The sequence below is a fragment of the Chitinophaga hostae genome (assembly GCF_018224885.1).
In the GTDB taxonomy this organism is placed as follows: domain Bacteria; phylum Bacteroidota; class Bacteroidia; order Chitinophagales; family Chitinophagaceae; genus Chitinophaga; species Chitinophaga hostae.
In genome coordinates this window covers 41,891-66,030 of the sequence record NZ_JAGTXB010000030.1, presented here as the reverse complement: position 1 = coordinate 66,030, position 24,140 = coordinate 41,891, and the positions used below count along the sequence as shown (strand labels likewise).

Here is a 24,140-nt window from a genome sequence, read left to right as displayed (position 1 = left end):
TTTTATTTGACTGCCCCGGCGATTATTTTGCACCGCGTAAGAAAGAATCTGCCGCCGGAGGAAAATAGTAATACCAGTATTCATGTGCTAAAAATTTTTAGCAGCCGATTAATATTTTAGTTATTTTAGTTCAACGTATGTAGAACTACCTGATACCTCTTCAACATTGTAAACACCAAATTAATTGCTCAACAGCGAACACGATATGGACTGGAGCCGCCTCAAAAAAGGCGATATAAAGGCGCTGGAAGCCATTTACAGGGCGCATATCAAAGCATTGGTACGTTATGGGTTAAAAATTACAGATGATATTGATCTGATCAGAGACAGCATACAGGATCTTTTTCTTGAAATATGGAAACAACGGCATAACCTGGCAGATACCCCCCAACCCAAATTCTACCTGTTCCGCGCTTTACGTAATAAATTGACAAAAGTACAGTCCAAACAATCGTTTGTGAGCGAAAGTGAGATGCAGCTGGTATTCGATCATTTAAGCGCAGAATACGTAGAACTTGAAATTATGAACAGGGAAGGCGCCGCGCAAACTGCCAACACCCTGAAACAGCTATTGGAAAATCTTCCGCAACGTCAGCGGGAAGCAGTCTTTCTCCGCTTTTATCAGAACATATCCTACGAACGCATTGCTGAGATGATGAACATGAATTATCAATCGGTGCTCAACCTGATGCAGCGTGCGTTGAAAGCCCTCAAAAAGGATTATCCCCGTTTCCCGTCAAAAAAATAAAAAAAAGTTGCCGGCAGGTGAGTATCTAAGTGTAATTTCTGACATTACCTTATACAGACTTTGTTATTTGCCATGGATTCATCCGAAGAGAAGATAAATGAGCTTTTGCTTGACAACCGGTTTGTTGATTGGGTGATCAACCCCAACAGTCCTTATGCCGGATATTGGCAGGAGTGGCTTGCTATGGATGCTTCTCATGTTCAGCTGGCGGCTGAAGCCAGGAAGTTCCTGCTGATGGTACAGCTGGCGGAAGAAGAAGATACAGACCCGATCGGTGAAGAAGGATTGGAGCAGATGCTGGATCATATCAAAACTGCCGCCACGGTGAAAAAAAGCAGGTCGTATCGCATGATCTACAGGGGTATTGCCGCAGCCGCAGTGGTGGCGGGGCTGGTACTGCTGGTGAAGTGGCTGCAGCATCCGGCGCCATTGACTTCTCCGGAAACAGAAAAACAGATGGCTTATAACGGAGAGGTAATCCGTTACAATGGCAATAAAGAAGATGAATTGCTCTTTTTGCCGGATGGCTCAAAGATCGTATTGTCCAGTGGTGCAAGAGTTGCTTACAATCTGCTCATGAATGGTGATAAGCGTGAAGTAACATTGTCAGGAGAAGCATATTTTGATATCGCTAAAAATCCCCAACAACCTTTCTATATATATACCGACAAAGTAGTGGTAAAAGTACTGGGTACCAGTTTCCGGGTTACCAGTTCCGGTCAGCAGGAGTCTGTGGCAGTGGCCTCCGGGAAGGTATCAGTATATCTGAAAGGACAGGACCTGGAGCAGTCGGCAGCAAAAATTGTACTGCCGAAACAGGTTTGTACCTATTCACGGGAACAAGCCACATTAGTCACCACTATGATGGCTGACTTACCAGTGATAACGGCTAAACTGGGTAAGAGCAACGGATTAAATTTTGAGGACGCACACCTGGATACCGTGATAAAGACGCTGGAAAAAATGTACGCCATCCCGATTACCTACAATGCTGACGTATTTGCCAATTGCTATATCACCGTGTCGCTGGGTAATGAAAGTCTGGAAGATATTCTTAAAGTAATTACCAAAACGATAGATGCATCCTATACAATCAGCAACTATGGTATCATTATAAAAGGGAATGGCTGCCGCTAAGGCACACGAAAGAATCATACTGATAGCAATCACTGAATTATAATCACCTGTAAAAACTGAGAACAAAGATCAGGCGGGCCCCTCATGGGTATTCCCCAAAGAATCGTTATGCACGTTAGTCAACCAATTAATTATCGCTTATTAATCGTTTAATGTTATGAACAAATCAGCCTTGTATTCAAGCACTGCATCCTTCTTTATGAAGGCTGCCCTGGTACCTTATTTTCTTACACTGGCACTTTATGCGGGTGCGACCTCACGTCCATCGGAAAGACAGGGTGTACTGGACAAGCGGATTTCTCTTTCCGCCGATCGGGAAACATTCCGGTTGGTACTCCAAAGAATCAGTACCCTGGCTAATGTAAAGTTTTCCTATACCCGGAATACACTTCCGGAAAAAGAAAGAGTTTCTGTATCGGCAAAAGATGAAAAACTGGGAAAGGTGTTTTCAGACCTTTTCACTCCCTTTGATATAACTTTTGAAGCCATCAGTAACCAGATTGTTCTAAAAAAAGAAAAATCAAAAGCAACTGAAATAACCGGGTTCTCGGATGCAGAGACCACTGCTATCGCCGACAAGCCGGTGAATGGTACGGTAAAGGATGCCGCAGGTAATGCGGTTCCCGGTGCTACCATCGCCATAAAAGGTACCAGGAAGGGGACTACCTCCGACGTAAATGGCAATTTTGCAATAGATGCAAATGAAGGTGATGTATTGATTATTAGTGGCATCGGGTTTAAGAAAAAGGAAATTCCCGTTACAGCTGCCGGCACCTATGCAGTTGCATTGGACACCGATGAGCAGTCACTTGGCGAAGTAATGGTAACGGCGATGGGTGTAAAACGTACACCAAGATCATTGGGATATGCTGTTCAGAAAGTAACAGGTAACGATATCACCGTTGCGCAGGCGCCTACCATAGCACAGGGTTTAATGGGTAAGGTAGCCGGTTTGAATATCAGCCAGGCTTCCGGTGGGGTGGAAGGAGGTTCTTCCCGCCTCGTGATACGCGGTAATACCACGCTTACAGGAGATAACCGTGCATTGATTATTGTTGATGGAGTAGCGATTAATAATGATCCGATCAACAATAATAAAAACAACGGTGGCGGCGGTGCGGTTGGTACAGAACAAGGTGCTGATGTATCTTCCTATAACGATTGGGGAACAGGGTTGAATTTTATTAACCCGGAAGATATCCAGGATGTAACGGTGCTGAAAGGCCCCGCTGCAGCAGCGTTGTATGGCGCGAGAGGTGCCAACGGTGTGATCCTGGTTACCCGGAAAAAAGGTGAAAAAAGAAAGGGCCTGGGCGTAGATTACGCTTACTCCAATCGCTTTACTAAAGCTTACCAATACCTCGATTTTCAGAACGACTATGGTTCCGGCCTGGTGGGCTCTTTATGGACTGCCGACCAGGATAAACAATTCCTGAAGATAAATGGTAAGCGCCAGCAGATAGGCACCTACTCAGGAACTTTCGCACCAGGCGATTACCAGACCGGCGCCTATGGTATGTTACCTTATAAGAACAGCACGCAGGCCTGGGACCTGTTTTCGTTTCCCAGCGGTTTATCCTGGGGGCCACGATTTGATGGTCAGCCTGTTTTATGGTATGATGGCGAATCCAGGCCTTACGAAGCACAACCCGATAACTGGAAGGCCTATTTCCCCAATGGTAACGTGAGCCAGCACAACGTGTCTATTTCAGGTGGCGGCGATTTCGGAACCGTGCGTTTTTCCTACACCAGGGACGACAGCAAGGCGAATATCCTCAACAGTAATTACAAGAACAACACTTTCAATATTGGTTCCAGCCTGAAAATCAGCAAGAAGTTATCTGCTGATATCACCGGTAGTTATATTAATTATGAACGCTTGAATACACCGCCCGTTGGCGCCGGCGCATTTATGGCCGGTTTTTCCTACGCAGCCACCCGTGATTACCGTTCTGATGTAGAAGCCATGAATGATTTCGGTGTGAATGGTACCCAGCGCGATGTGACCAACAGCAGTAACTTTCCTGCCGGTGCACCGAAGTATCCGTATTACTCCTATATGGCTAATTCTTTCTGGAATATCTATAAGAATAACACCGTGTTTAAGCGTAACCAGTTAATAGGTGGTATCAGACTGACTTCAGAGCTAACCAACTGGTTAACGTTGACCGCACAGGGCAGTGTTGATAATTCGAGCGATGGAACAGAGATCAAGGAATATCCAAAGAATGTACAAGGTACCACCGGCGCTTATAAAGAAGCAATGGCCCGTAATCTGAGCCGTAACCTGAATGCGATGGCCCGGATATACAAAGACGGACTGTTTGCTAAATCGTTCAATGCCAGCTTTACAGTGGGTGGTGAGTCTTACTACCGGAACGACTATACGGTAAGTAACAAAACTAACGGAGAGTTTCTTAACCCCTATATTTTTGCTTTGAATAATGGAGCAGATGCGCCGGGAGCAGCAGAGGAAACCCGTTTTGCCAAAAAGATCAACTCCGTTTTCGGATTCCTGGACCTGTCTTATAACAATTATCTCTTTCTGCAGGTAACAGGAAGAAACGACTGGTCATCTACACTGGTAAAAGGAAATAATGCTTATTTCTATCCTTCTGCCAACCTCAGTTACGTATTTACAGATGGTATTGCCGCAATGCATAACCTATCCTGGCTGAATTTCGGAAAGGTAACGGTGTCTTACGCGGAAACAGGCAGCGATACAGATCCGTATTCTATTTTCAACGTATTAAATACCGCTGCGTTTAATAAACAGGCTGCGCAGACGTATCCATCTACTTTAAAATTTCAGGGAATACAGCCACAACGCAGCCGGCAGTATGAAATTGGTCTGAGTGCTACTATGTTTGACAGCCGGTTGAATGTGGAAGTAACCGCTTATTCCATGAAAACCTTTAACCAGATATTAACCAACCCGTTGCCGGCATCCTCCGGTTTTAGCAGCATACAACTGAATAAAGGCTCGCTGGGAAACAAGGGTATTGAATTTGTAATTGGCGCTACGCCGGTTCGTACAAAAGATTTTTCCTGGACAGTGTCTGTAAACGGTGCGCATGCACAAAACAAGATCCTGGCGTTGGATAACGGCATTGAAGAACTGACGCTCGGAACATTTTTTGGCGGCAGCGGTGTATCACAGCGTGTAAAAATCGGAGATAACTATGGTACTATTTACGGGAGGGACTATACTTACCTGAATGGTCAGAAAGTGGTGAAGCCCGCTGTGAATCCACAAACCGGGCAGCTGCTGACCTATGAAGTGAATGGCAAAACCTATACAGCCGGTACACAATGGGTGCTTACTCCAAATGAAGTACCTATCGGTAATTCCCAGCCTTTTATGACGGGGGGTATTGCCAATACTTTCAGGTATAAAAACTTCTCACTTTATGCAATGGTAGACGGCAAGTTTGGCGGCGACACTTATTTCGGTACCTACGCAGCTGCGATGGGTAACGGATTGTTGCAGGAAACAGTAAAAGAACGCAATGGCGGCGGTTTGCCACTGACCTATCCTGACGGCACCACTTCCAATACCGGGATCAGTTTCGGGGGAGTATTTGCAGATGGAAAGGCGAATACAGATGTAGTGGCAGCGCCCTGGTACTATCTCAGCACTTATACTTCCTGGAATCACCTGGGCGTACCCAGATCGGCTTCTGTGTTTGAGAACACCTGGATGAAACTGCGGGAGGTAGCATTGACCTACCAGGTGCCACAGCAATGGGTAAAGAAAACCGGGTTTCTTCAGAATATGAGTCTTTCCCTGATCGGAAGGGATCTGTTTTACCTGTTTACCACCGTTCCTAAAGGATTGAATCCGGAAGGTGTGAATGGTATCGGTAACGTACAGGGTATTGAGTATTCCTCTATGCCACGTATCCGTTCGCTTGGTTTTACAGTGAAAGCTTCTTTATAATATTAAACTACTGCAAGATGAAGAATATACAAAGATCTATATATAGTTTGCTCCTGTGTGCTTCGATTACCGGCGCCGTGTCCTGTACCAAAGGATTTGAGGACCTCAACAAGCCTTATAAGCAAGCCGATGAAGAAACCGCTTCCATCCCAGGATTGTATAACGGGTTGGTATCGTCGTTGGGTAAGTATGGAAATGATGCGTTAAATGTGAGCCTGTTGTATCCCATCACTAATCAGCAGGCGCGTCAGAATACGGTTGCGCCTTATATTAACTATTCGGGCGGCTTCTGGGGACAGTACTATCCTGACCTGTTCAATTATAAGGCGCTGTTGAAGAAGATTGCGGAACAACCTACTCCGGAAGCATTCAACAATGTGAAATATATGGCCACTATCCTGATTGCGTCCAAAACGTTGCGGATGCTGGATTATTATGGTGATATACCGTATTCACAGGCATCGAACGCAAGGGAAAGCGAAACCTACTACCGGCCGGCTTATGATGCGCAGGCAGATGTGTATAAAAGTGTGTTACAGGATCTGAAAACGGCGGCTGACGGAATTTCTACGGACCCGTCACAAATCAATATCGGGGCATCCGAAAGTTTCCTGAAGAGTAATATTATTGCCTGGAAGAAATTTGCGAATGCTTTGCGTTTGCGCTATGCCGTTAGGCTTTACGATAAAGAAAGGGATCTTTCCAGCAGTATTATTACCGATATCCTGAATGGCAACAAGCCCTTACCGGCTAACCAGGTGCTGGCGTCTTTACAGGACGACAATTTCGGCTTGTGGCCTAATCTCGTTGCGGGACCTTCCGGAAATATCCTGGAATCCTTGTCGAGCAAATGGGATTCTTACAGAGAGCTGTCTATTTCTGATATCCGGATGAGCAGTAATGTATGGCGGCAGATGTCTTCTTCGGATGATCCTACCGGTGCTGATATTTATGATCCGAGGTGCTTTGTATATTTCATGACCAACAACCAGGATAAATGGGTGCCTCAGCCACAGGATGGCTCTGTTGCTGAGGGCGGGCGTCCTTTTGATAATGGAACAGAGAGGAAGCCCATTGGAAGTGATCCTAAGAACAAGTTTGCGACGTTTAATTACTTCATTGCCTATGATCGTCTTTATTACCCGATCCTCATTATTACAGAAGCTGACGTACATTTCCTGAAAGCGGAAATTTATCAGCGGGGGATGGGTGTAGCCAAGAATACCGGTCTGGCAAAAACGGCGTATGAGGCCGGCATTAAAGCGTCTGTCGATTTCTGGTACCAATATACCCGGCAGTCCCAGATCTGGTTGCAGAAGCCTGCATTACCTACCGCCGGGCAGATGACTGCGTTTCTTAATAACCCGGCAGTTGCCTATGACGGTGCCAACCAAACCGGGGCGCTCCGGAAAATTGCCACTCAGGCCTGGCTGGCCACCATGTTTCAGCCGGCAGAGTCATGGGCAATCGTGAGGAGAACCGGGCTCACACCGAAAGATCCTAACTACAATCCCGGTGCGGTAAATAAACTGCCTTACCCGGATGACGAAAACGTGAATAATCATGAGAACTGGAATAAGGTGACGCAGGGAGCCACTCCCACACAGCAGGTGCTGACAAAAGTATATTGGATGCAATAGTTACATTCCGCAGAACAGCGTACAATTTAAGAGGCTGCCAAAGCAATGGGCAGCCTCTTTTCTTTTAAAAATATCTGTTTCCCGGTAGCCACCATTTTCCCAAAATTTAATTACCTTGTTAATTCAGACACCCAATTCACACGTTACTATGACCGGAGATACTAATCGCGCTATAACGCAGGCCACTCAGTATGTAGAACCATTTTCCCTCTTTTCTTCCAGTGATATTACCCTGTTCCAGGCGGGATCACACTACCGGCTATACGAAAAATTCGGCGCTCATCCTATGGAACTCGAAGGCGCCAATGGTACCTATTTTGCCGTATGGGCGCCCGATGCTGCATTTGTAGCGGTGATGGGCGACTTTAACGGGTGGGACCATTACAGTCATACGCTTTACCCGCGCTGGGACAGTTCCGGCATCTGGGAAGGTTTTGTGCCAGGCGTAAAGACCGGCGCGCTGTATAAATATTTTATCCGGTCGCATAGCGGGGAAGAGCTGATAAAGGGTGATCCTTATGCCAATTACTGGGAAGTTCGTCCCAATACCGCTTCGATTGTATATCCGCTTGAATATGAATGGGATGATAAAAAATGGATGAGTCAACGGGCTAAGCGCAATTCGCTGGATAGTCCGTTTTCCGTATATGAAGTGCAGCTTGGCTCCTGGCGCCGTCCTGATCCGTCGGATCCTGAGCGGGTATATTCTTACCAGGAAATTGCGGAAATGCTGGTGCCTTATGTAAAGGAAATGGGTTTTACCCATGTGGAGCTGATGCCGGTGATGGAACATCCTTTTGATGGTTCCTGGGGCTACCAGATAACCGGGTATTTTGCGCCTACCTCCAGGCATGGTACTCCGCAGGACTTTATGGAGATGGTGGAAGCGTTTCACCTCGCGGATATAGGAGTGATACTGGATTGGGTTCCTTCGCACTTTCCTTATGATGCACATGGTTTATACCGTTTTGATGGTTCCCATGTATATGAGTACGCCGATATGCGGAAGGGATATCATCCTGACTGGAACAGTTATATTTTCAATTATGCACGTAACGAAGTAAGATCCTTTTTACTGAGTAACGCTATTTTCTGGCTGGATCGGTTTCATGCCGATGGGTTGCGGGTAGATGCGATTGCCTCCATGATACACCTGGACTATTCCCGTGAAAGGGGCGCCTGGGTGCCGAATGAACTGGGAGGCAATGAGAACCTGGAAGCCATCAGCTTTCTGAAAAAAATGAACGAAACGGTATACGCCCTGTTCCCGGATGTGCAAACCATTGCCGAAGATTCTACTTCGCATTATGGTGTATCAAGACCTACCTTTATGGGTGGCCTTGGGTTTGGGATGAAGTGGATGATGGGTTGGATGAATGACACGCTGGATTATTTCAAAAAGGATCCCATACATCGTAAATGGTATCAGAACGATCTGACGTTTAGCCTGGTGTATGCCTTTGGTGAAAACTTTATGCTGCCGCTGAGTCATGATGAAGTGGTACACGGGAAGTCGCCCATGTTATATAAGATGCCGGGCGATGACTGGCAAAAGTTCGCTAATCTCCGTTTGTTGTATAGCTATATGTACACGCATCCGGGCACCAAGCTGTTGTTTATGGGCGATGAATTTGGTCAGACCTCAGAGTGGAATTATAAAGGGGAATTAGACTGGCACCTGATGCAGTATAATACGCACAAAGGATTAAAAGCTTTTGTGCAGGACCTCAATAAGTTGTATGCTTCTGCTACTGCTTTATACGAGCAACAGTTTGATGCTGCCGGTTTTGAGTGGATAACCGTAAATGATTATGACAACTGTATACTCGGATATATCAGGAAAGGAAAAGCAGCCGGAGATGTTTTGCTGGTGATGTTGAATATGACGCCTGTGGTAAGAGAGCATTACCTCGTAGGATTACCGGTAGCAGGAGAGTGGGTGGAAGTGTTGAATAGTGACGCGCCACAGTACTATGGAAGCGGTGTAGTTAATACAGGTGTGTTGAAGACCGTTAAACAGATATATAACGGTAGAGACTATACGCTTTCTTTGCGGTTGCCACCATTGGGTGCTACTATTCTGAAACTACAGCCGGCGGTGTAACAGCAGCGCATACAGGTGATGCCGGAAGGATACAGGGTAGGCTGTTGTTGGTCATGTTGGCTGACTAAGTGAGCAGATCAATGGTATTCATCTGCAAAAAATAAATAAATGATAAATAATAATATGAGCCGGTCTTTTAAAAGACATGGCTCATTTTTTTTGGGATAATTTTTGCGTTGTTTTAAACCTTTCGGGCTTTGTACCATCTATAATCAGGCTGTTCCGGAACAGCAATAATGATCAGCAGTGGAGCGTTGTATAGCGTACGTCAATATTCAACCAACTTAGATTCAAGCCATAATTTTTATTAGTTATTTAAAACCATTCATTTATGAAAAACTTTCTCCGTAAGCCGGGGTTTGGTGTGGCGATCGCCGTCATAGCCGCCTTTTCTATGATGGGAGCCTGTAAAAAGGATAATTCCGCATCCAATCCAGCTATTCCGGCCAATAAGCAAAAGGTGAGTCTTTACCTTTCGGATGATCCGGGTTATTTTGACAAGGTATTCCTGGATATCCGCAAAGTGGAAGTATTGGTAGATACCTGCGGAGGGACGGATGATAATGGCTGGAATGACAAAGACCGGTGCTGGTGGGATGAAGACCACCGGAATGACCGGAACAAGCCAGATACCTGCCAGGTATGGGATTCATTGGGAATTAACCCGGGCGTTTACGATCTGCTGACCCTGCGTAATGGCGCTGATACGCTGCTGGCCGGTGGGAATGTTCATAAGGGAACGATGGAACGGATTCGTATTACAATAGGCGATCAGAATTCATTGGTAAAAGATGGTGTAACGTATCCGGTTAAATCTATTTCCGGTCAGTCAAAAATCATCGTAAGGGTACGTCATAACGAATGGGACGAGCTGAGTACAGACAATCTGCAATTGTGGTTAGACTTCGACATCCAACGTTCTATTATCAGAACCTGGAACGGCAAATTCATTCTCAGACCGTATATTAATGTATTTACCATCCTGAAGATGGGTAGTATTTCCGGCAAAGTAACCCCATGGGATGCATATCCGGTGATCTCTATTTACAATAATAACAATGATACTTTATACGCACTGCCATGGAGAAGCGGTGAATTTAAAGTGCGTGGTCTGAAAGTGGGTGACTGGAATGTGTTTGTTAACGCCTCCAACGGCTACCAGGACACCACTATTACCGGTGTGAAGGTAGAGCGTGGAAAGGATACCAAGGTAGCGGATATTAAGCTGCACAAGTAATTTTTGTCTTATTCAGGATTAACCTGATTTTGATGATTTACGGGATTTTTTCCTTTGATGATTTTAAAAAGATCAGGGAAGACAACAGCATGTATCTACTGTTATCTTCCCTGATCTTTTTAATCGCTAAGATCTTTTAATTCCAAAAATCCTCTAAATCATCAAAATCAGGTTAGTCCTGAGCAAGACAAAAATCCTGCTATTACATGCGGAAAATATTTAACTTGTGCTAAAGCATTAAAGATGAGAGAAAAGTTTTTTTTATATGCGCTGTTACTGTCATTGATTACCAGTAGCAGTTTGGCGCAGGTGAAGAACAACCAGCGTGACGCACAGCATCGTAAACAGGGGTATTGGGTGGAAGAGGTAGGAGAAGTGAGGGGGGAGCCGGGATATACGTGGGAAGGAGTGTACAGGAATGACCGGAAAGAGGGGGTATGGAAGAAAACCAACACTATCGGTAACCTGATTGCAGAAGAAAATTTTAAGAACAATGTGCTGGATGGTTACTGTAAATATTATTTCCCAAATGGGAAGTTAAATGAGGAGGGCGCCTTTATTTCCACTGAAGTGGAAGGGCAGCGGGATACGATTTTAATCATTGACCCGGTAACAAATGCAGAAACGCCTACGGAAATTGTTCGCAAGGGAAATTCGGTACGTAATGGCGTATGGAAACTATACGATGAAGAAACGGGAAAGATGGTAAAAGAATATTACAAACGTGGTGAAACCGTTAATGCCAGTGAGTTAGGAGACAGTACAACAGAAGAACAACCGGCTGCAAAAAAGGCCCCGTTGCAGTTGCCGCACGAAAATACGGGCAAGCACAAAAAGAAAGGCTGAGAAAAATGAACAGCAAAAAGCCCAAAATGAACAAAAAGATTTGTCCATTTTAGCTTTTTTTCTGTAATTTCATTAAAGGAAGTGATCTTAAGGTACCCCAACCCAACCTCACCAGCAATTTTTTTTATTGTTTAATCCTTTAATTTGTTTGTATGAAAAGCCTAAGTATCAGCCATGGAGAAAATCCACCAGAACTGCAGGGAATTGACTATACCACCAGCGACAAAACAGAAATTCTGTTCAGAGCTGTTTTTATCTTTTTGGTATTTTGTGCATTGACGTCGATTTTTTTCCTTTCTATTTTCTACTAAGCATAAATAATCGATACGCTGTTGTAAATCATCAGCACAAAAAAGGCGCAAAGGTGATTTATCATCTTTGCGCCTTGCATTTTATTTCCTGCCGAGACGTTTTGCTAAATTGATTTTTTCTCTTGAAACCCTTTGTTGTAAGCAGTTTCATGTGTTTTTAAATTTTCTTATTTTCTGAATACCCTTAATCCAATGTTAAAAGGTTATTCATTTTGTTCATTATGCCTTTCGGGCCGCTCCACATTTTGTACACTCACATTTAGCATCTAATTTAGTAGTTCTAAAGTTGGCATAGGTTATGAAACCGGCGCGAGATCTCTATCTGAAGTGCCTTTCTTTTTTACCGCTTTAGTTTCAACTCATTTTAATCTCCTCAAAATTTCTCGACACTAAGAATGACACGGTATTATCCGCTAAGAGGTTTTCAGGTAATAATGCTACACTTTGCCCGTCAACACTCAGCGACGTTGGTTTGAACGGCAACCCGTGTATGGTAATGCGGTGGTTTTTATAAGACGTTTCATAATTAACAAAGAACTGTTTTTTCAGATAAAACTGCTGCGGCGTAGAATGTTGTTTGAAGCGGATAACGTTGTACTGGCCGTTTTTATAACCATAGTGATCACCTGCATCTTCGTACAGCACGCTTTTTACTTCCTGTTCTCCATAATACACGTGCAGCAACATTTCTGTTACGGGTGTTTGCTGTGTGTACTGCATTTCGGGATACTGCGGAACTACCGCGCCTGCTTTTACGAACAGCGGCATTTCATCCAGCGGTGTAGCTACTGTTACCTGCCTGGCGCCGGTATACTTAGCATCGTTCCAGAAGTAGTACCAGTTGCCAGCCGGAAGGTACACTGCTTTTTCTTTCATGCCTTTTTCGCTGACATGACTGATCAGCAGGGCATCGCCAAACATAAACTCGTGGGAGCAGTTATGCGTGGTCACATCCTGTTGCGCTACAAAGGCCAGTGGGCGAAGCATAGGAGTGCCGTGTGTGGCATATTGCCAGAAGGTGGTATACAGGTAAGGCAGCAGTTTATATCTTAATTTAATAAATTTGGTCACCACCTGTTCATACTCCGTACCGAAGCTCCAGGGTTCCTGGTTAAAGCCGGTTTCATTGCTGGCGGAGTGCGTACGCATCAGCGGATGAAATACCGCCAGCTGAATCCAGCGCGTGTACAGCTCTCCGTCCGGTTCACCTATAAAGCCGCCAATATCGCTGCCGGTGAAGGAAATACCGGAAACCGCCAGGCGCTGACATTGTACGCTGGCCAGCCACAGGTGCTCCCAGCTGGAAACGTTATCGCCCGTCCATACCGACGACCAGCGCTGTGCGCCGGAATAGCAGGACCGGGTAATGAGGAAAGAACGATGCGGCATCAGGTATTTCTTCATACCGGCGGCCGTTGCTTTACTCATCAGGTGACCATATACGTTATGTGCCTTGCGGTGACTTACTTCTTCTCCATCATAATCGTGGCGTACATCTTCCGGGAAGCTGCCCATTTCAAAAACAGCAGGTTCGTTCATATCGTTCCACACGCCACGTACGCCGGTTTCAGCCAGGCTTTTGAAGAGGCTGCTCCACCATTCGCGTACCTCCGGGTTGGTATAATCGGGGAACACGCATTTGCCTGGCCATACATCTCCTTCCATTAAGGCCCCATCGGCACGTTTACAGAAGTAGTTGTTTTTCATACCCTCCTGGTACACGGCATAGTCGGGATCTACCTTGATGCCGGGATCAATGATCACCACCACTTTAAAGCCTTCTGCCGCCAGTTCCTTGATCAATCCTGCCGGATCGGGGAACCATTCCTTGTTCCAGGTAAAGCAGCGGAAGCCATCCATATAATCTATATCCAGGTAGATCACATCACAGGGAATGCCCCGTGTTCTGAACTCTTTGGCAATTTCCTTCACCCTGGTATCGGGGTAATAGCTCCAGCGGCACTGGTGGTAGCCAAGTGCCCAAAGCGGGGGGAGTTCCGGGGTACCTGTAATTTTTGTATAGGATTCGGCCACTTCCAGCAGGTCGGGACCGTAAATAAAATAGTAGTTCATTTCACCACCACGGGCCCAGAAACTGCAGGCATCTTCCCTTTCTTTACCAAAATCGAAGATGGTCCGGAAGGTGTTGTCAAAGAAAATGCCATAGCCAATGCCATGATGCAGACCATAATAAAAAGGAATATTGCGGTAAAGCGGATCGGTATCTTTCTGATAACCGTAGGCGTCTGTACCATAATTCTCCAGGCGTTTTCCCCGCAGGTTTAATTCAGTAGGCTTATCTCCCAGGCCATAAAAGCATTCTCCTTCCTGCACCAGCTTGCTGCAGTATTGAATTTTGCCGCCTTTCAGCAGGTAGTGCTGCCAGTGATACCCCATTTCATCCTGGTTGATCACTTTTCCTTCCTTATCCGAGATGGTAATGCGCAGGTTATCCCGGGCTATAAATACCCGGAGGGCATCGGTGTAGATCTCAAATGTTTCTTCCCATTCCTTGATGCCGAATGAGATGGGTGATTCCTCGAGTGTATCGCTGGTAGCATAGGAGAAATCTCTTTGAAAAGTACCGTCTGCAGCGTATCTGAAACGAATAATCTTATCTGCGATGACCCTTATTTCGAGTATTGTTTCTGTAGTATAAAAACAAAAATAATTACCTTCTTTTTTCCATTCCCTTATACTGTCGGGATAGTGCTTGGCGCCGTATTTACTAGACGAGGTTTCAACTTGCATAATCTCTTTTTCTGGATGCCTGGTAATGCGTTACCAGGATCTTAAATTACATAAAAAATTCAGAGTAGTGATAGTCATTCACGTTCGCTGCTGATATTTCTGCGTTTACCCTTTAAATTAGCTGCTTTGCAAAAAATACTGCAAAGTGAATAAATTACTTATTAACTTCATATCAATAAATTTACTTTTTGCTTTAACCTATTTTAGTAGGTGCACCTTTCCAGGAGCACCTTTTTATTGGCGGATATCCAGTACCGCGATATCTTTTCCTGCTAAATAAACCTTTGTTCCTTTCCTGGCCCTGGCCACCACATTGAATCCCGGGCCTGCACGCTTCCAGTTTTTACCGCCGTCTGCCGAAATATCCGTACCGGAAGTACCTGTTGCCACCAGGAGTTTCGGGGAAACATAAGTTACACCGGACCGGTAGCCGCCCGGAGGGGTAACCGGTGGATGCCAGTTGCGGCCCCCGTTTACCGTAAGCATACAGTTACCTTTCCTGGCGGTATCCTGTTTATAGTCACCGCCCACCGCAATACCTGTGGCGGCATCCAGGAAGGCGATAGAAAATGCACCGGTGGTGCTGCTTCCCTGTACTACAGGTATCGTATAGGCCTGCCAGTTATTACCTGATTTAAAAAGCCGTGCCACATTCCCACCGGTGGCAAAATACACTTTCTTTCCCGGCATTGTTACCATACTGGTGCCACTGGCTGCAAAAATAGCTTCCCCGGCCGCCGCGGCAGGTAAAGTTCCTGCGGCATCAGCTTCCCAGGAGCGGCCACCATTATGTGTCCGTATGACAGTAAATTTATTATCTATCGGGTCTCCGATGGCAATTCCTTCCTGGTCATTAAAAAACCGGAGGGCGTCGAAGAAAATTCCCGGGCGGTTATCGTAGTATACCTGCTTCCAGGACGAGCCTCCATCTTCCGTTAAAAAAATAAGCGCAGGTGCGCCGGCATTTAAAACAATGGCTTTATGGGCATCAAAAGCATATAAAGAGCGCCAGTCGCAGCTATCACAGCCGGTAACCGTGGTCCATTGCCAGTGTGCGCCGCCATCGGTGCTTTTACCTACCTGTCCGCCGGTACCGGAGGCCCATACTATATCATCGGTCACCACGCTCAGTCCCCGGATGCTCTTCACCGGGGTGGTGGAAATGACTTTTATCTGGTAGTCTGCTGCGGGCTGCTGAGCAGCGGTAGGAAAAACATAATGCAGTAAACAAAGGCATATCAACGGGAAAATACGTTTGCCACTCCCGCGTCTGCTAACGGTAAACAGCCACTGTAAAGTATCCGGAACATTTGTTGGGGTAGTTGCATTTGTTGTCTTCATAAATCATATCATTTATTTCCAATCTGTTATCGGGAAGAAAATTACAAAATTGCTACAAAGTGTGGTACAGATTTATATATTTGCAAATTACCTAACCTGCTTACTCAATAACATCATTATAGTGCATCAACCGCATCGATTAAAAATGTTCGTCCTGTGTTGCTTATGGGGGCTGGTCTCCGGGGGATTGCGTGCGCAGGACAAGCCATACATTTTCGACAGCTATAGTGTTAATGAGGGACTTTCACAAAGTACAGTATTTGATATAACACGTGATGATCAGGGGTTTATGTGGATTGCCACCCGCGATGGGGTGAATCGTTTTGATGGTTATACCTTTAATGAATACCGGTACAAACCCAGCATCGGCATCAAAGCGGGAGAGGGGAAAGGAGAGCTGGTACCCCGTGGTTCTACCGGCAACCGGGCCGTTATCAACCGTTTTGACCTGAAAGGGTATAAAGGATTTCAATTTTACAGGGACAGCCGCCAGCAGCTTCTGCTGGCACATAACAACGGTATCAGCGTATACGATAAATACCGGAATAACTTCCGGAGCCTGCTGGAAGATACCTCTAATGTAAATGCACAGGAACGTGATAATAATGTGAAATTCACTGTTCTGGGAGAAGATACTGCTACTAATTCGCTATGGGTATGGCGGCCGATGATGGGACTGTACATACTTGATAATACCACTTACGAAAAGAAGCGTATTATCGTATATCCGCCACAGTTCCGGCAGAGAGGAATGTTGCCAACTGCCGTAATAAAAGATGCCAACACCATCTGGATGAACGGGGAGCAGGGGGAATTATATTCCCTGAACACCCGGACCTTGCGTTTGGCAACCTATTGCCTGCCGGGGGTAGGCAACAGGCCGGTCATGCGCAACCTGAACGCGGATTCCATGATCATTGTCAGCGAAGGTCATATTACCATCTTCAATAAACAACGGAACAAATTCAGCGACCTGACTTTTGATATGCGGAACGAAAAGGGAGAACCTTTTATCCCGGCTGTACTTGAATTGGATCAATATGGCAACGTATGGATAGGGGGGAGCGATGGCGTATTGATCTACAGTATTACCCGTAATGAAATACTGCGGCATATTGTCAGCTTCAATACCTTTGAAACCCGCTCTTTTAATAATGTATCGTACCTGTTCCGCGATGGCTCCGATAATATGTGGGTGGGCACTGACGGTGATGGACTGAAAAAATATTCGCCGCATAAAAAAGTATTTAATCTTTACCGCTCGCCCTATATTACCCATAACATGGTGCAGGCCGTGTATAAGCATGACGACGGCAAACTCTATGTAGGCCTGATGCGCGACGGGTTAAATATTTATGGGGAGGGTGGAAAGTTCCTGGAGCGTATTTCCAATGAATTGTATCCGGGGAAGTTTCCGGCTAACGACCTGGGTGCTATCTGCCGCGAAAATGGCGATCACCTCTGGCTGCATTTTGCAGATATGCACATCGGTTTATTTAATGTACAAACCAAGTCATTCCTGGATCTGACGGGTAAGGTCACTGCGCTGGGATTGCCGGCACAGCGGGACCCTTTCCCTTTCCTGTTTAAGCGTACCAACGGGGAACTGTATTTCAATTACGGCGGCTACCTGTTGTTGTTTGCGGATAATGATAAAGGATATGAAGTATCGGTAGTACATAATTTTGCGGAGGAGTTACTCACCGCTTATTATGAAGATTTCATGGGTAACCAGTACGTGGGTACGAAATCTGCCCTCTATGTAAAAAATACGGCAGATTCCCGTTGGAGGTATGTGCAACTCCCGTCCGGCACTACCGTAAAATCCATCAACAAGAATGCCCACAAGGAGTTGCTGGTGGCCACCAATAAAGGGTTATTCGTGATAGATGAATCCAATCATATCAAACAGCATTACAACAGTTATGATAATCCTAAACTGATCAACGACTATATGTATGGCGTGCTGCTGGATGATAAAGACAGGATCTGGGTGAGTCATAATAAAGGATTATCGCAGATCAATCCGTTAACAGGAGAGATCACCACATTTAATTATGAAGATGGGTTGCAGTCGAATGAATTTAATACCGGGGCATTTTATAAATCGATCGACGGGGAATTATTTTTTGGTGGTATCCGTGGCGTGAATGGTTTTTATCCGAAAAATTTCCGTGATAACCTGTCCAATACAAAAGTGATTATCCGTCGCATGGAAGTACTGGATAAGCCTTACGATTCAGATACCGCGGTTTCCCTGCTGAAAAAGGTGGAGCTGCCTTATAATCAGAATACCATCGCCATAGAGTTTGTGCCGCTGGAGTATACCAATCCTTTAAAGAACAAAGTGCAGTATAAGCTGGAAGGTGCTGACGAAGACTGGGTGCAGGCCGGAACGTTCAGGATGGCACGGTATACCAACCTGCATCCGGGCAGTTATATATTTAAAGTACGGGGATCCAATAACGATGATATCTGGAGTACGAGTCCTACCACCCTGGAGATCGTTATAAAAATCCCTTTCTGGCAATCGCTCTGGTTCCGGTTTTTATTATTGTTGTTGTTACTGGGTATTGCTTATTATTTCTCTACCCTTTACCTGGATTATAAAATAAGACATGAGAAATTAAAGCTGGAGAAAGAGCAGGCGGTAGACCAGGAGCGGGCGCGTATTTCCAGCGATATGCATGATGACCTCGGATCGGGATTATCGACGATCCGTTTGCTAAGCGAAGTAGCTAAACGTAAAATACAGGACCCTTCCCAAACGCGGGAAGTAGAGCGTATTTCAGAAACGGCCGGAGAGATGGTGGATAAAATGAGCGAGATCATCTGGGCGATGAGTTCATCGAATGATTCGCTGGCTAACCTCATCGCCTATATGAGAAGTTTTGCGGCAGAATTCCTGGAGCACGCGCATATCACACACCAGTTTTATATACCTGAAACAATTCCCAACATTAAGCTGAGTGGTGGTACCAGGCGGAATATTTACCTGGCAGTAAAGGAGTCGCTCCACAATGTGGTGAAGCATGCAAAAGCAACGGAGGTTATTGTGGAAGTGAAAGTGCACAGGAATATGACGATTATGATCAAGGATAACGGGAAAGGATTTGACCAGGAAAAGGTGCGGTTGTTTGGTAATGGGTTAAAAAATATTCAGAAGAGAATGATGTCTGTAGGTGGTAATGCGGATATCTCTTCGAACAATGGAACAATAGTTTTTCTCGATATCCCACTAAATTAACATACATTTGTTTTTAATAACATTTAAGTGTTATAATTCCTTTAAAAGATGACGGTATACTCAAAGAAGAAGTCCCAGGATAACATGGACACTATCACTATTGCGATAGTAGAAGACAATCATGATATCCGGACGGCTATGGAATTGCTGATTAATGGTTCTGACGGTTATGCCTGTGTAGGGACTTTTAATAATGCAGAAACCGCAGTCGAACAGATCCCTCAATTAATGCCAAATGTAGTGCTGATGGATTTCAATCTGCCAGGTGGTATGAATGGTATTGAATGTATTGCGCAGTTGAAACGGGAGCATCCCGACATGCAGTTTATGATGCTGACGGTATATGAAGATGATGATAAAATCTTTATGGCGTTGGAGGCAGGTGCAAGCGGATACATTCTCAAGAAAACATCTCCCGGTGAATTGCTGGAGGCCATTCGTGATTTGTATGATGGCGGTTCTCCGATGAGTTCGCAGATTGCCAGGAGAGTAGTGGCGTTTTTCCAGAAACAGGCAAAACCCAATCCTGCACTTGAAGCCCTTACAACCCGCGAAAAAGAAATCCTGGACCAGTTATCAAAGGGATACCTGTACAAGGAAATTGCCAGTAACCTGTTTATCAGTATTGAAACCGTCAGGCGTCACGTACACAACATCTATGAAAAGCTGCATGTACGCAGCCGTACAGATGCTGTAAACAAATATTACAACAGATAATACAAAGCATATAAAGCTAAAAGCATAAAGCAAAAAGCTATTGAAGCGGATAATGAAAAAGCAGACAATACAGCATGTTTATCATCCACTTCAATAGCTTTTTGCTTTATGCTTTTAGCTTTATACTTTTCTTTAGCAGATGTACAGTCAGTACCACAGCAGCAATCAATAAGCAGGCGAGTTTAAAAAGCAGACCGGTTTTCATAAGGATAGGGATCTATGGTTAATAAATTGATACCGTTAAGTATAAGACATAACACTCCCTGGTGACTATTGCCAAACTAATGAAACCTGTTGTGAATGATGGTGTAAGGCCGTTTTGTGAATAAATAGTGGTAAGATGATTACCGCATCATCTGCCATGCATCAAATTTCCGGAGCAGATGCAGGAATTTATTGCCAATGCGGTTATCCTGTTCTTTTTTGATGAAGTAAGTAGCCACCAAGGCCACTAAGAGTACTGCTGAAAGCAGGATCAGAAATAGTATTTTCATAAGGATCAGGTTAGGATATCTCTTAAAAGTTGACTGATGTAAATATAGAGAATAAATTGATATAAGTTTTATTTCGCATAAATTTTTTTTATAACATTTTCATGTGATCCCCCATAAAATGCGCCTGAAAGACGGTAAATCACTGGGAAAGGTAATTTTTTTAAGTCTTATTTTATTGATAAGCAATAATGTAAGCATAGTGTATAACTTATACTTGGGATGATTCAATGAATCCTTTATTTTTGCCAGCAATCAGATTTTGCTAAAAGATTTAGTATCCTTGCAAAATATTGATTGACCCCTTGAAGTAATAATATTTTGGAAATTATAATATATTATGGCAAACACGGACAAAACGGATAACAAAGATCTATTTGCTTCCTATACGGAAGACTCCATACGGTCGCTGGACTGGCGGGAGCATATCCGCCTCCGGCCTGGTATGTACATCGGTAAGCTGGGAGATGGATCGAGCATGGATGATGGTATTTATATCCTGCTAAAAGAGGTAACGGACAACTGTATTGATGAGCACACCATGGGCTTTGGTAAACAGGTGGATATCAAGGTAACAGAACATCATGTAACCGTGCGCGATTTCGGCCGTGGTATTCCTTTAGGAAAGGTGGTGGATGTGGTGAGCAAGATCAATACCGGCGCAAAATATGACAGCAAGGCTTTTCAGAAATCAGTAGGATTGAACGGAGTGGGTACCAAGGCAGTAAATGCGTTGTCCAGCTATTTCCGTGTACAATCTATCCGTGACGGCCGCTCAAAGATAGCAGAGTTTGAAAGGGGCGTACTGGTAAAGGAACATAAGGAAACCGCTACCACGGAAGCTAACGGTACGCTGGTAACGTTTACCCCGGATGATACGGTATTTAAAAACTACCGATTTATACCTGAGTTCCTTGAGAACCAGATCTGGAACTATTGTTTCCTGAATGCAGGTCTTACGGTAAGTTTTAACGGCAGGAAATATATTTCCAAGAATGGTTTGCTGGATTTACTGCAACGTAAAACCAATGAAGACGAGCTCCGTTATCCTATTATCCACCTGAAGGGAGATGATATTGAAGTCGCTATCACGCATGAAAGTCAGTATGGAGAAGAATACTACTCCTTCGTAAACGGTCAGCATACCACCCAGGGGGGGACCCATCTGGCGGCTTTCCGTGAAGCGTTTGTAAAAACGGTGCGCGATTTTTATAAAAAGGATTACGAAGCTACTGATATCCGCGCTTCTATTTGCGCGGCTATTTCCATCAGGGTACAGGAACCGGTATTTGAATCACAGACCAAAACCAAACTTGGTTCCCTGGTTGTGCATGATGGCGGTCCTTCTGTAAAAGCGTTTGTGCTGGAATTCCTGGCCAAACATCTCGACGACTATCTGCACCGCAACCCTGCTATTGCAGAGGCGCTGAAGAAACGCATCGAGCAAAGCGAGCGTGAACGTAAGGAGCTGGCAGGTATTAAAAAACTGGCCAACGAAAGAGCGAAGAAAGCGAATCTGCATAATAAAAAGCTGCGTGACTGTCGTTTGCATCTCAACGATGAGTTCACCGGTAAAGATAAAGTAGAACAGGAAGCACGCCGGTTGGAATCTACTATCTTTATTACGGAGGGTGATTCTGCCAGTGGTTCCATTACCAAGTCCCGCAACGTGGAAACGCAGGCGGTATTTAGCTTGCGTGGTAAACCGCTGAATAGCTTCGGGCTCACAAAAAAGATTGTTTATGAGAACGAGGAATTCAACCTGTTGCAGCATGCGCTGAATATTGAAGACGGAATGGAAGGACTGCGCTATAACAATATTGTAGTAGCCACTGATGCCGACGTGGATGGTATGCATATCCGTTTACTGCTGCTGACATTTTTCCTGCAATTCTTTCCCGACCTGGTAAAGAACGGGCATGTATATATTTTGGAAACGCCGTTGTTCCGCGTACGTAACAAGCAGCAAACCATTTACTGTTACTCGGAAGACGAGAAGCAGAAAGCGGTGAAGAAACTGGGTAACAAGCCGGAGATCACCCGCTTTAAAGGTTTGGGAGAAATTTCTCCGGAGGAGTTTGGCCGCTTTATCGGGGAAGATATCCGGATTGAGCCCATCATTTTATCGAAAGATATTCATGTCCAGAAGTTGCTCGAGTACTATATGGGTAAAAACACCCAGACCCGCCAGGAGTTTATCATTAATAACCTGCGGTATGAAAAGGATTTAGTTGAAGAAACAGTATAAAAAAAATTACGAATTAGGAATTACGGTCATTCGCGAAGTTCTTTGGGTAAAACCCTAATTCCTAATTCGTAATTAATTTCATAGTATGGGTTTAACACACATTGTTTTTGGTCAGTCATCGGTTCCTGTGTTGGCAGAGGCGGTGGCGATGGATGAGAAGATGAGCGGAGAGATCCTTTGTTTTGAAGATGATCTGTCGGTTGGACCCTTATTCATCCTGGACACAAAAGAAGGCCGTGCAGGCCGTAAGCAGTTCTGGCAGCAACTGGCGGGCATAGCGCCATTACCGGCTGCACCGGAGCAGGAAGGGGGGACTCCCGTACCTGCTGAAGACGCAGAACCGGACGATGCTGACCGTTTCAAAACCCTGAAAGCGCAGCTAAAGGAAAACCCGGAGCAGGAAGTATGGATATGGGCAGGACAAAATGCCCGGGACGTATGCGGATATTATTGGCTGGCCAGCCAGCTGTATGATTTCGCAGGGCGTATACATATCATTTACCTCAATAACCTGCCTTTCCTGAACGATAAAGGTGCGGTGTTTTATCCTACCCATCTGCACCAGATATTGCCAAAGGAATTCCTGAAAGCCAAGAAGCTGGCGCGTCCCGTGTCGCTGGCGGAGTACGAGCTGGATGGAGATGAATGGCATCGGTTGATGAATGAAAACGCCGGCATCCGTTTGCTGGAAGGCGGCAAAAAAATAAAGGGAGAACCAACCCTGTTTTATGACAAGGAGCTGCAAACGCAGAGCGGAAAAGAGTTCGTGAAGGCGTGGCGTATTGTGCAGCAGGTAACCGGTAAACTGAAATACCCTGTGATGGACCAGTTCCTGGGATGGCGGCTGAAAGAGCTGATCCGCGAAGGAAAGCTGGAAAGCAAGGGAGAGTTGAAAACAATTCGTGATTTTGAAGTGAAACTCCCCGGAGAAGCAGCAGAAAACACGGAGCACATTGAAAATCCTGCTAACCTATGATAAAGGTAACATCCCTTGACCTGTTGGGAGCAGATGACCGCGGCAGCGGTTATTTCTGGAATTGCAACCGCACAGGTGATTTCCTGGTTTGCTACCGGAATGCCGGCAGCAGCAGCGGACAGCACTACCATGAAGGTAAAAGCGACAATAAAAATCCGGAGGTACTGTATCTTTTTACCGGCAAGGCCGCCATTCACTGGTGTCCGCTGGGTGGAAGCGAAATAGTGGTAACGGAGGTTACAGCGCCGGCAAGGGTGGAAATACCGGTAAATGTATGGCATCAGCTGGTAGCCATTACTGATTGTTGCTTTATTGAACTGAACTCCCTGGAAGATGTACAAAAAGACAGTGTACGTATATGGAGGGAGGATTTTGAAAAAATGATTAACGTAAAACCGTAAGTGTA

At 45.2% G+C, this 24,140-nt stretch carries 15 protein-coding genes; 12 read left to right on the top strand and 3 right to left on the bottom strand.

Annotation, left to right across the window (positions count from 1 at the left end):
* The first annotated feature begins 184 nt into the window (after window positions 1-184).
* The 7 genes from KE626_RS33290 (at window position 185) to KE626_RS33260 (ending at window position 11,652) form a co-directional block, all read left to right on the top strand.
* The gene (locus KE626_RS33290; RefSeq protein ID WP_211977412.1) at window positions 185-748 is read left to right on the top strand and encodes an RNA polymerase sigma factor; all 564 of its coding nucleotides are present in this window, start codon (window positions 185-187) and stop codon (window positions 746-748) included.
* Window positions 749-820: 72 nt separating this feature from the next.
* On the top strand, window positions 821-1,885 hold the full coding sequence (locus KE626_RS33285; protein ID WP_211977411.1) for a FecR family protein: 1,065 nt from the start codon (window positions 821-823) through the stop codon (window positions 1,883-1,885).
* 157 nt (window positions 1,886-2,042) lie between these two features.
* The gene (locus KE626_RS33280) at window positions 2,043-5,825 is read left to right on the top strand and encodes a SusC/RagA family TonB-linked outer membrane protein (RefSeq protein WP_211977410.1); all 3,783 of its coding nucleotides are present in this window, start codon (window positions 2,043-2,045) and stop codon (window positions 5,823-5,825) included.
* A gap of 17 nt (window positions 5,826-5,842) precedes the next feature.
* Entirely contained in the window at window positions 5,843-7,465 is a 1,623-nt protein-coding gene (locus KE626_RS33275) for a SusD/RagB family nutrient-binding outer membrane lipoprotein (protein WP_211977409.1), read from the top strand.
* Window positions 7,466-7,613: 148 nt separating this feature from the next.
* A complete protein-coding gene (gene glgB, locus KE626_RS33270) occupies window positions 7,614-9,569 on the top strand; it encodes a 1,4-alpha-glucan branching protein GlgB (protein ID WP_211977408.1) in 1,956 nt (651 codons plus the stop codon).
* A 331-nt stretch (window positions 9,570-9,900) separates the two neighbouring features.
* Complete coding sequence (locus tag KE626_RS33265; RefSeq protein ID WP_211977407.1) at window positions 9,901-10,806, top strand: DUF4382 domain-containing protein; 906 nt, start codon at window positions 9,901-9,903, stop codon at window positions 10,804-10,806.
* Between the two features lie 243 nt (window positions 10,807-11,049).
* Window positions 11,050-11,652 (top strand): toxin-antitoxin system YwqK family antitoxin, encoded by a 603-nt coding sequence (locus tag KE626_RS33260; protein WP_211977406.1) that lies wholly within the window; start codon window positions 11,050-11,052, stop codon window positions 11,650-11,652.
* Window positions 11,653-12,317: 665 nt separating this feature from the next.
* Here KE626_RS33260 and KE626_RS33255 read toward each other — a convergent pair.
* Window positions 12,318-14,714 (bottom strand): glycoside hydrolase family 31 protein, encoded by a 2,397-nt coding sequence (locus KE626_RS33255; RefSeq protein ID WP_211977405.1) that lies wholly within the window; start codon window positions 14,712-14,714, stop codon window positions 12,318-12,320.
* Window positions 14,715-14,948: 234 nt separating this feature from the next.
* Entirely contained in the window at window positions 14,949-16,055 is a 1,107-nt protein-coding gene (locus KE626_RS33250; RefSeq protein ID WP_211977404.1) for a WD40/YVTN/BNR-like repeat-containing protein, read from the bottom strand.
* 145 nt (window positions 16,056-16,200) lie between these two features.
* On the opposite strand from KE626_RS33250, the gene KE626_RS33245 reads away from it, so the two are divergent.
* Window positions 16,201-19,302, top strand: a complete 3,102-nt coding sequence (locus tag KE626_RS33245; protein ID WP_211977403.1) for a sensor histidine kinase — start codon at window positions 16,201-16,203, stop codon at window positions 19,300-19,302.
* Between the two features lie 48 nt (window positions 19,303-19,350).
* Window positions 19,351-20,019, top strand: a complete 669-nt coding sequence (locus tag KE626_RS33240; RefSeq protein WP_079468073.1) for a response regulator transcription factor — start codon at window positions 19,351-19,353, stop codon at window positions 20,017-20,019.
* A 344-nt stretch (window positions 20,020-20,363) separates the two neighbouring features.
* On the opposite strand, the gene KE626_RS33235 is transcribed toward KE626_RS33240, so the two are convergent.
* Window positions 20,364-20,513, bottom strand: a complete 150-nt coding sequence (locus KE626_RS33235; RefSeq protein WP_211977402.1) for a hypothetical protein — start codon at window positions 20,511-20,513, stop codon at window positions 20,364-20,366.
* A gap of 337 nt (window positions 20,514-20,850) precedes the next feature.
* Between KE626_RS33235 and KE626_RS33230 the strand changes: the two genes are divergently transcribed.
* The 3 genes from KE626_RS33230 to KE626_RS33220 all read left to right on the top strand — a co-directional run bounded on the left by KE626_RS33230 (window position 20,851) and on the right by KE626_RS33220 (window position 24,135).
* Window positions 20,851-22,758 (top strand): DNA topoisomerase IV subunit B, encoded by a 1,908-nt coding sequence (locus KE626_RS33230; RefSeq protein WP_211977401.1) that lies wholly within the window; start codon window positions 20,851-20,853, stop codon window positions 22,756-22,758.
* 85 nt (window positions 22,759-22,843) lie between these two features.
* On the top strand, window positions 22,844-23,734 hold the full coding sequence (locus KE626_RS33225; protein ID WP_211977400.1) for a DUF1835 domain-containing protein: 891 nt from the start codon (window positions 22,844-22,846) through the stop codon (window positions 23,732-23,734).
* A complete protein-coding gene (locus tag KE626_RS33220) occupies window positions 23,731-24,135 on the top strand; it encodes a hypothetical protein (RefSeq protein WP_211977399.1) in 405 nt (134 codons plus the stop codon). Before KE626_RS33225 ends, KE626_RS33220 begins: the two co-directional genes overlap by 4 nt.
* The last annotated feature ends 5 nt before the right edge of the window (window positions 24,136-24,140 follow it).

Excerpts from the sequence above, each read along its gene's own strand:
- KE626_RS33285 (WP_211977411.1), top strand. The coding sequence starts at position 821 with ATGGATTCATCCGAAGAGAAGATAAATGAGCTTTTGCTTGACAACCGG.
- KE626_RS33280 (WP_211977410.1), top strand. The coding sequence starts at position 2,043 with ATGAACAAATCAGCCTTGTATTCAAGCACTGCATCCTTCTTTATGAAG.
- KE626_RS33275 (WP_211977409.1), top strand. The coding sequence starts at position 5,843 with ATGAAGAATATACAAAGATCTATATATAGTTTGCTCCTGTGTGCTTCG.
- glgB (WP_211977408.1), top strand. The coding sequence starts at position 7,614 with ATGACCGGAGATACTAATCGCGCTATAACGCAGGCCACTCAGTATGTA.
- KE626_RS33265 (WP_211977407.1), top strand. The coding sequence starts at position 9,901 with ATGAAAAACTTTCTCCGTAAGCCGGGGTTTGGTGTGGCGATCGCCGTC.
- KE626_RS33260 (WP_211977406.1), top strand. The coding sequence starts at position 11,050 with ATGAGAGAAAAGTTTTTTTTATATGCGCTGTTACTGTCATTGATTACC.
- KE626_RS33255 (WP_211977405.1), bottom strand. The coding sequence starts at position 14,714 with ATGCAAGTTGAAACCTCGTCTAGTAAATACGGCGCCAAGCACTATCCC.
- KE626_RS33250 (WP_211977404.1), bottom strand. The coding sequence starts at position 16,055 with ATGAAGACAACAAATGCAACTACCCCAACAAATGTTCCGGATACTTTA.
- KE626_RS33245 (WP_211977403.1), top strand. The coding sequence starts at position 16,201 with ATGTTCGTCCTGTGTTGCTTATGGGGGCTGGTCTCCGGGGGATTGCGT.
- KE626_RS33240 (WP_079468073.1), top strand. The coding sequence starts at position 19,351 with ATGACGGTATACTCAAAGAAGAAGTCCCAGGATAACATGGACACTATC.
- KE626_RS33235 (WP_211977402.1), bottom strand. The coding sequence starts at position 20,513 with ATGAAAATACTATTTCTGATCCTGCTTTCAGCAGTACTCTTAGTGGCC.
- KE626_RS33230 (WP_211977401.1), top strand. The coding sequence starts at position 20,851 with ATGGCAAACACGGACAAAACGGATAACAAAGATCTATTTGCTTCCTAT.
- KE626_RS33225 (WP_211977400.1), top strand. The coding sequence starts at position 22,844 with ATGGGTTTAACACACATTGTTTTTGGTCAGTCATCGGTTCCTGTGTTG.
- KE626_RS33220 (WP_211977399.1), top strand. The coding sequence starts at position 23,731 with ATGATAAAGGTAACATCCCTTGACCTGTTGGGAGCAGATGACCGCGGC.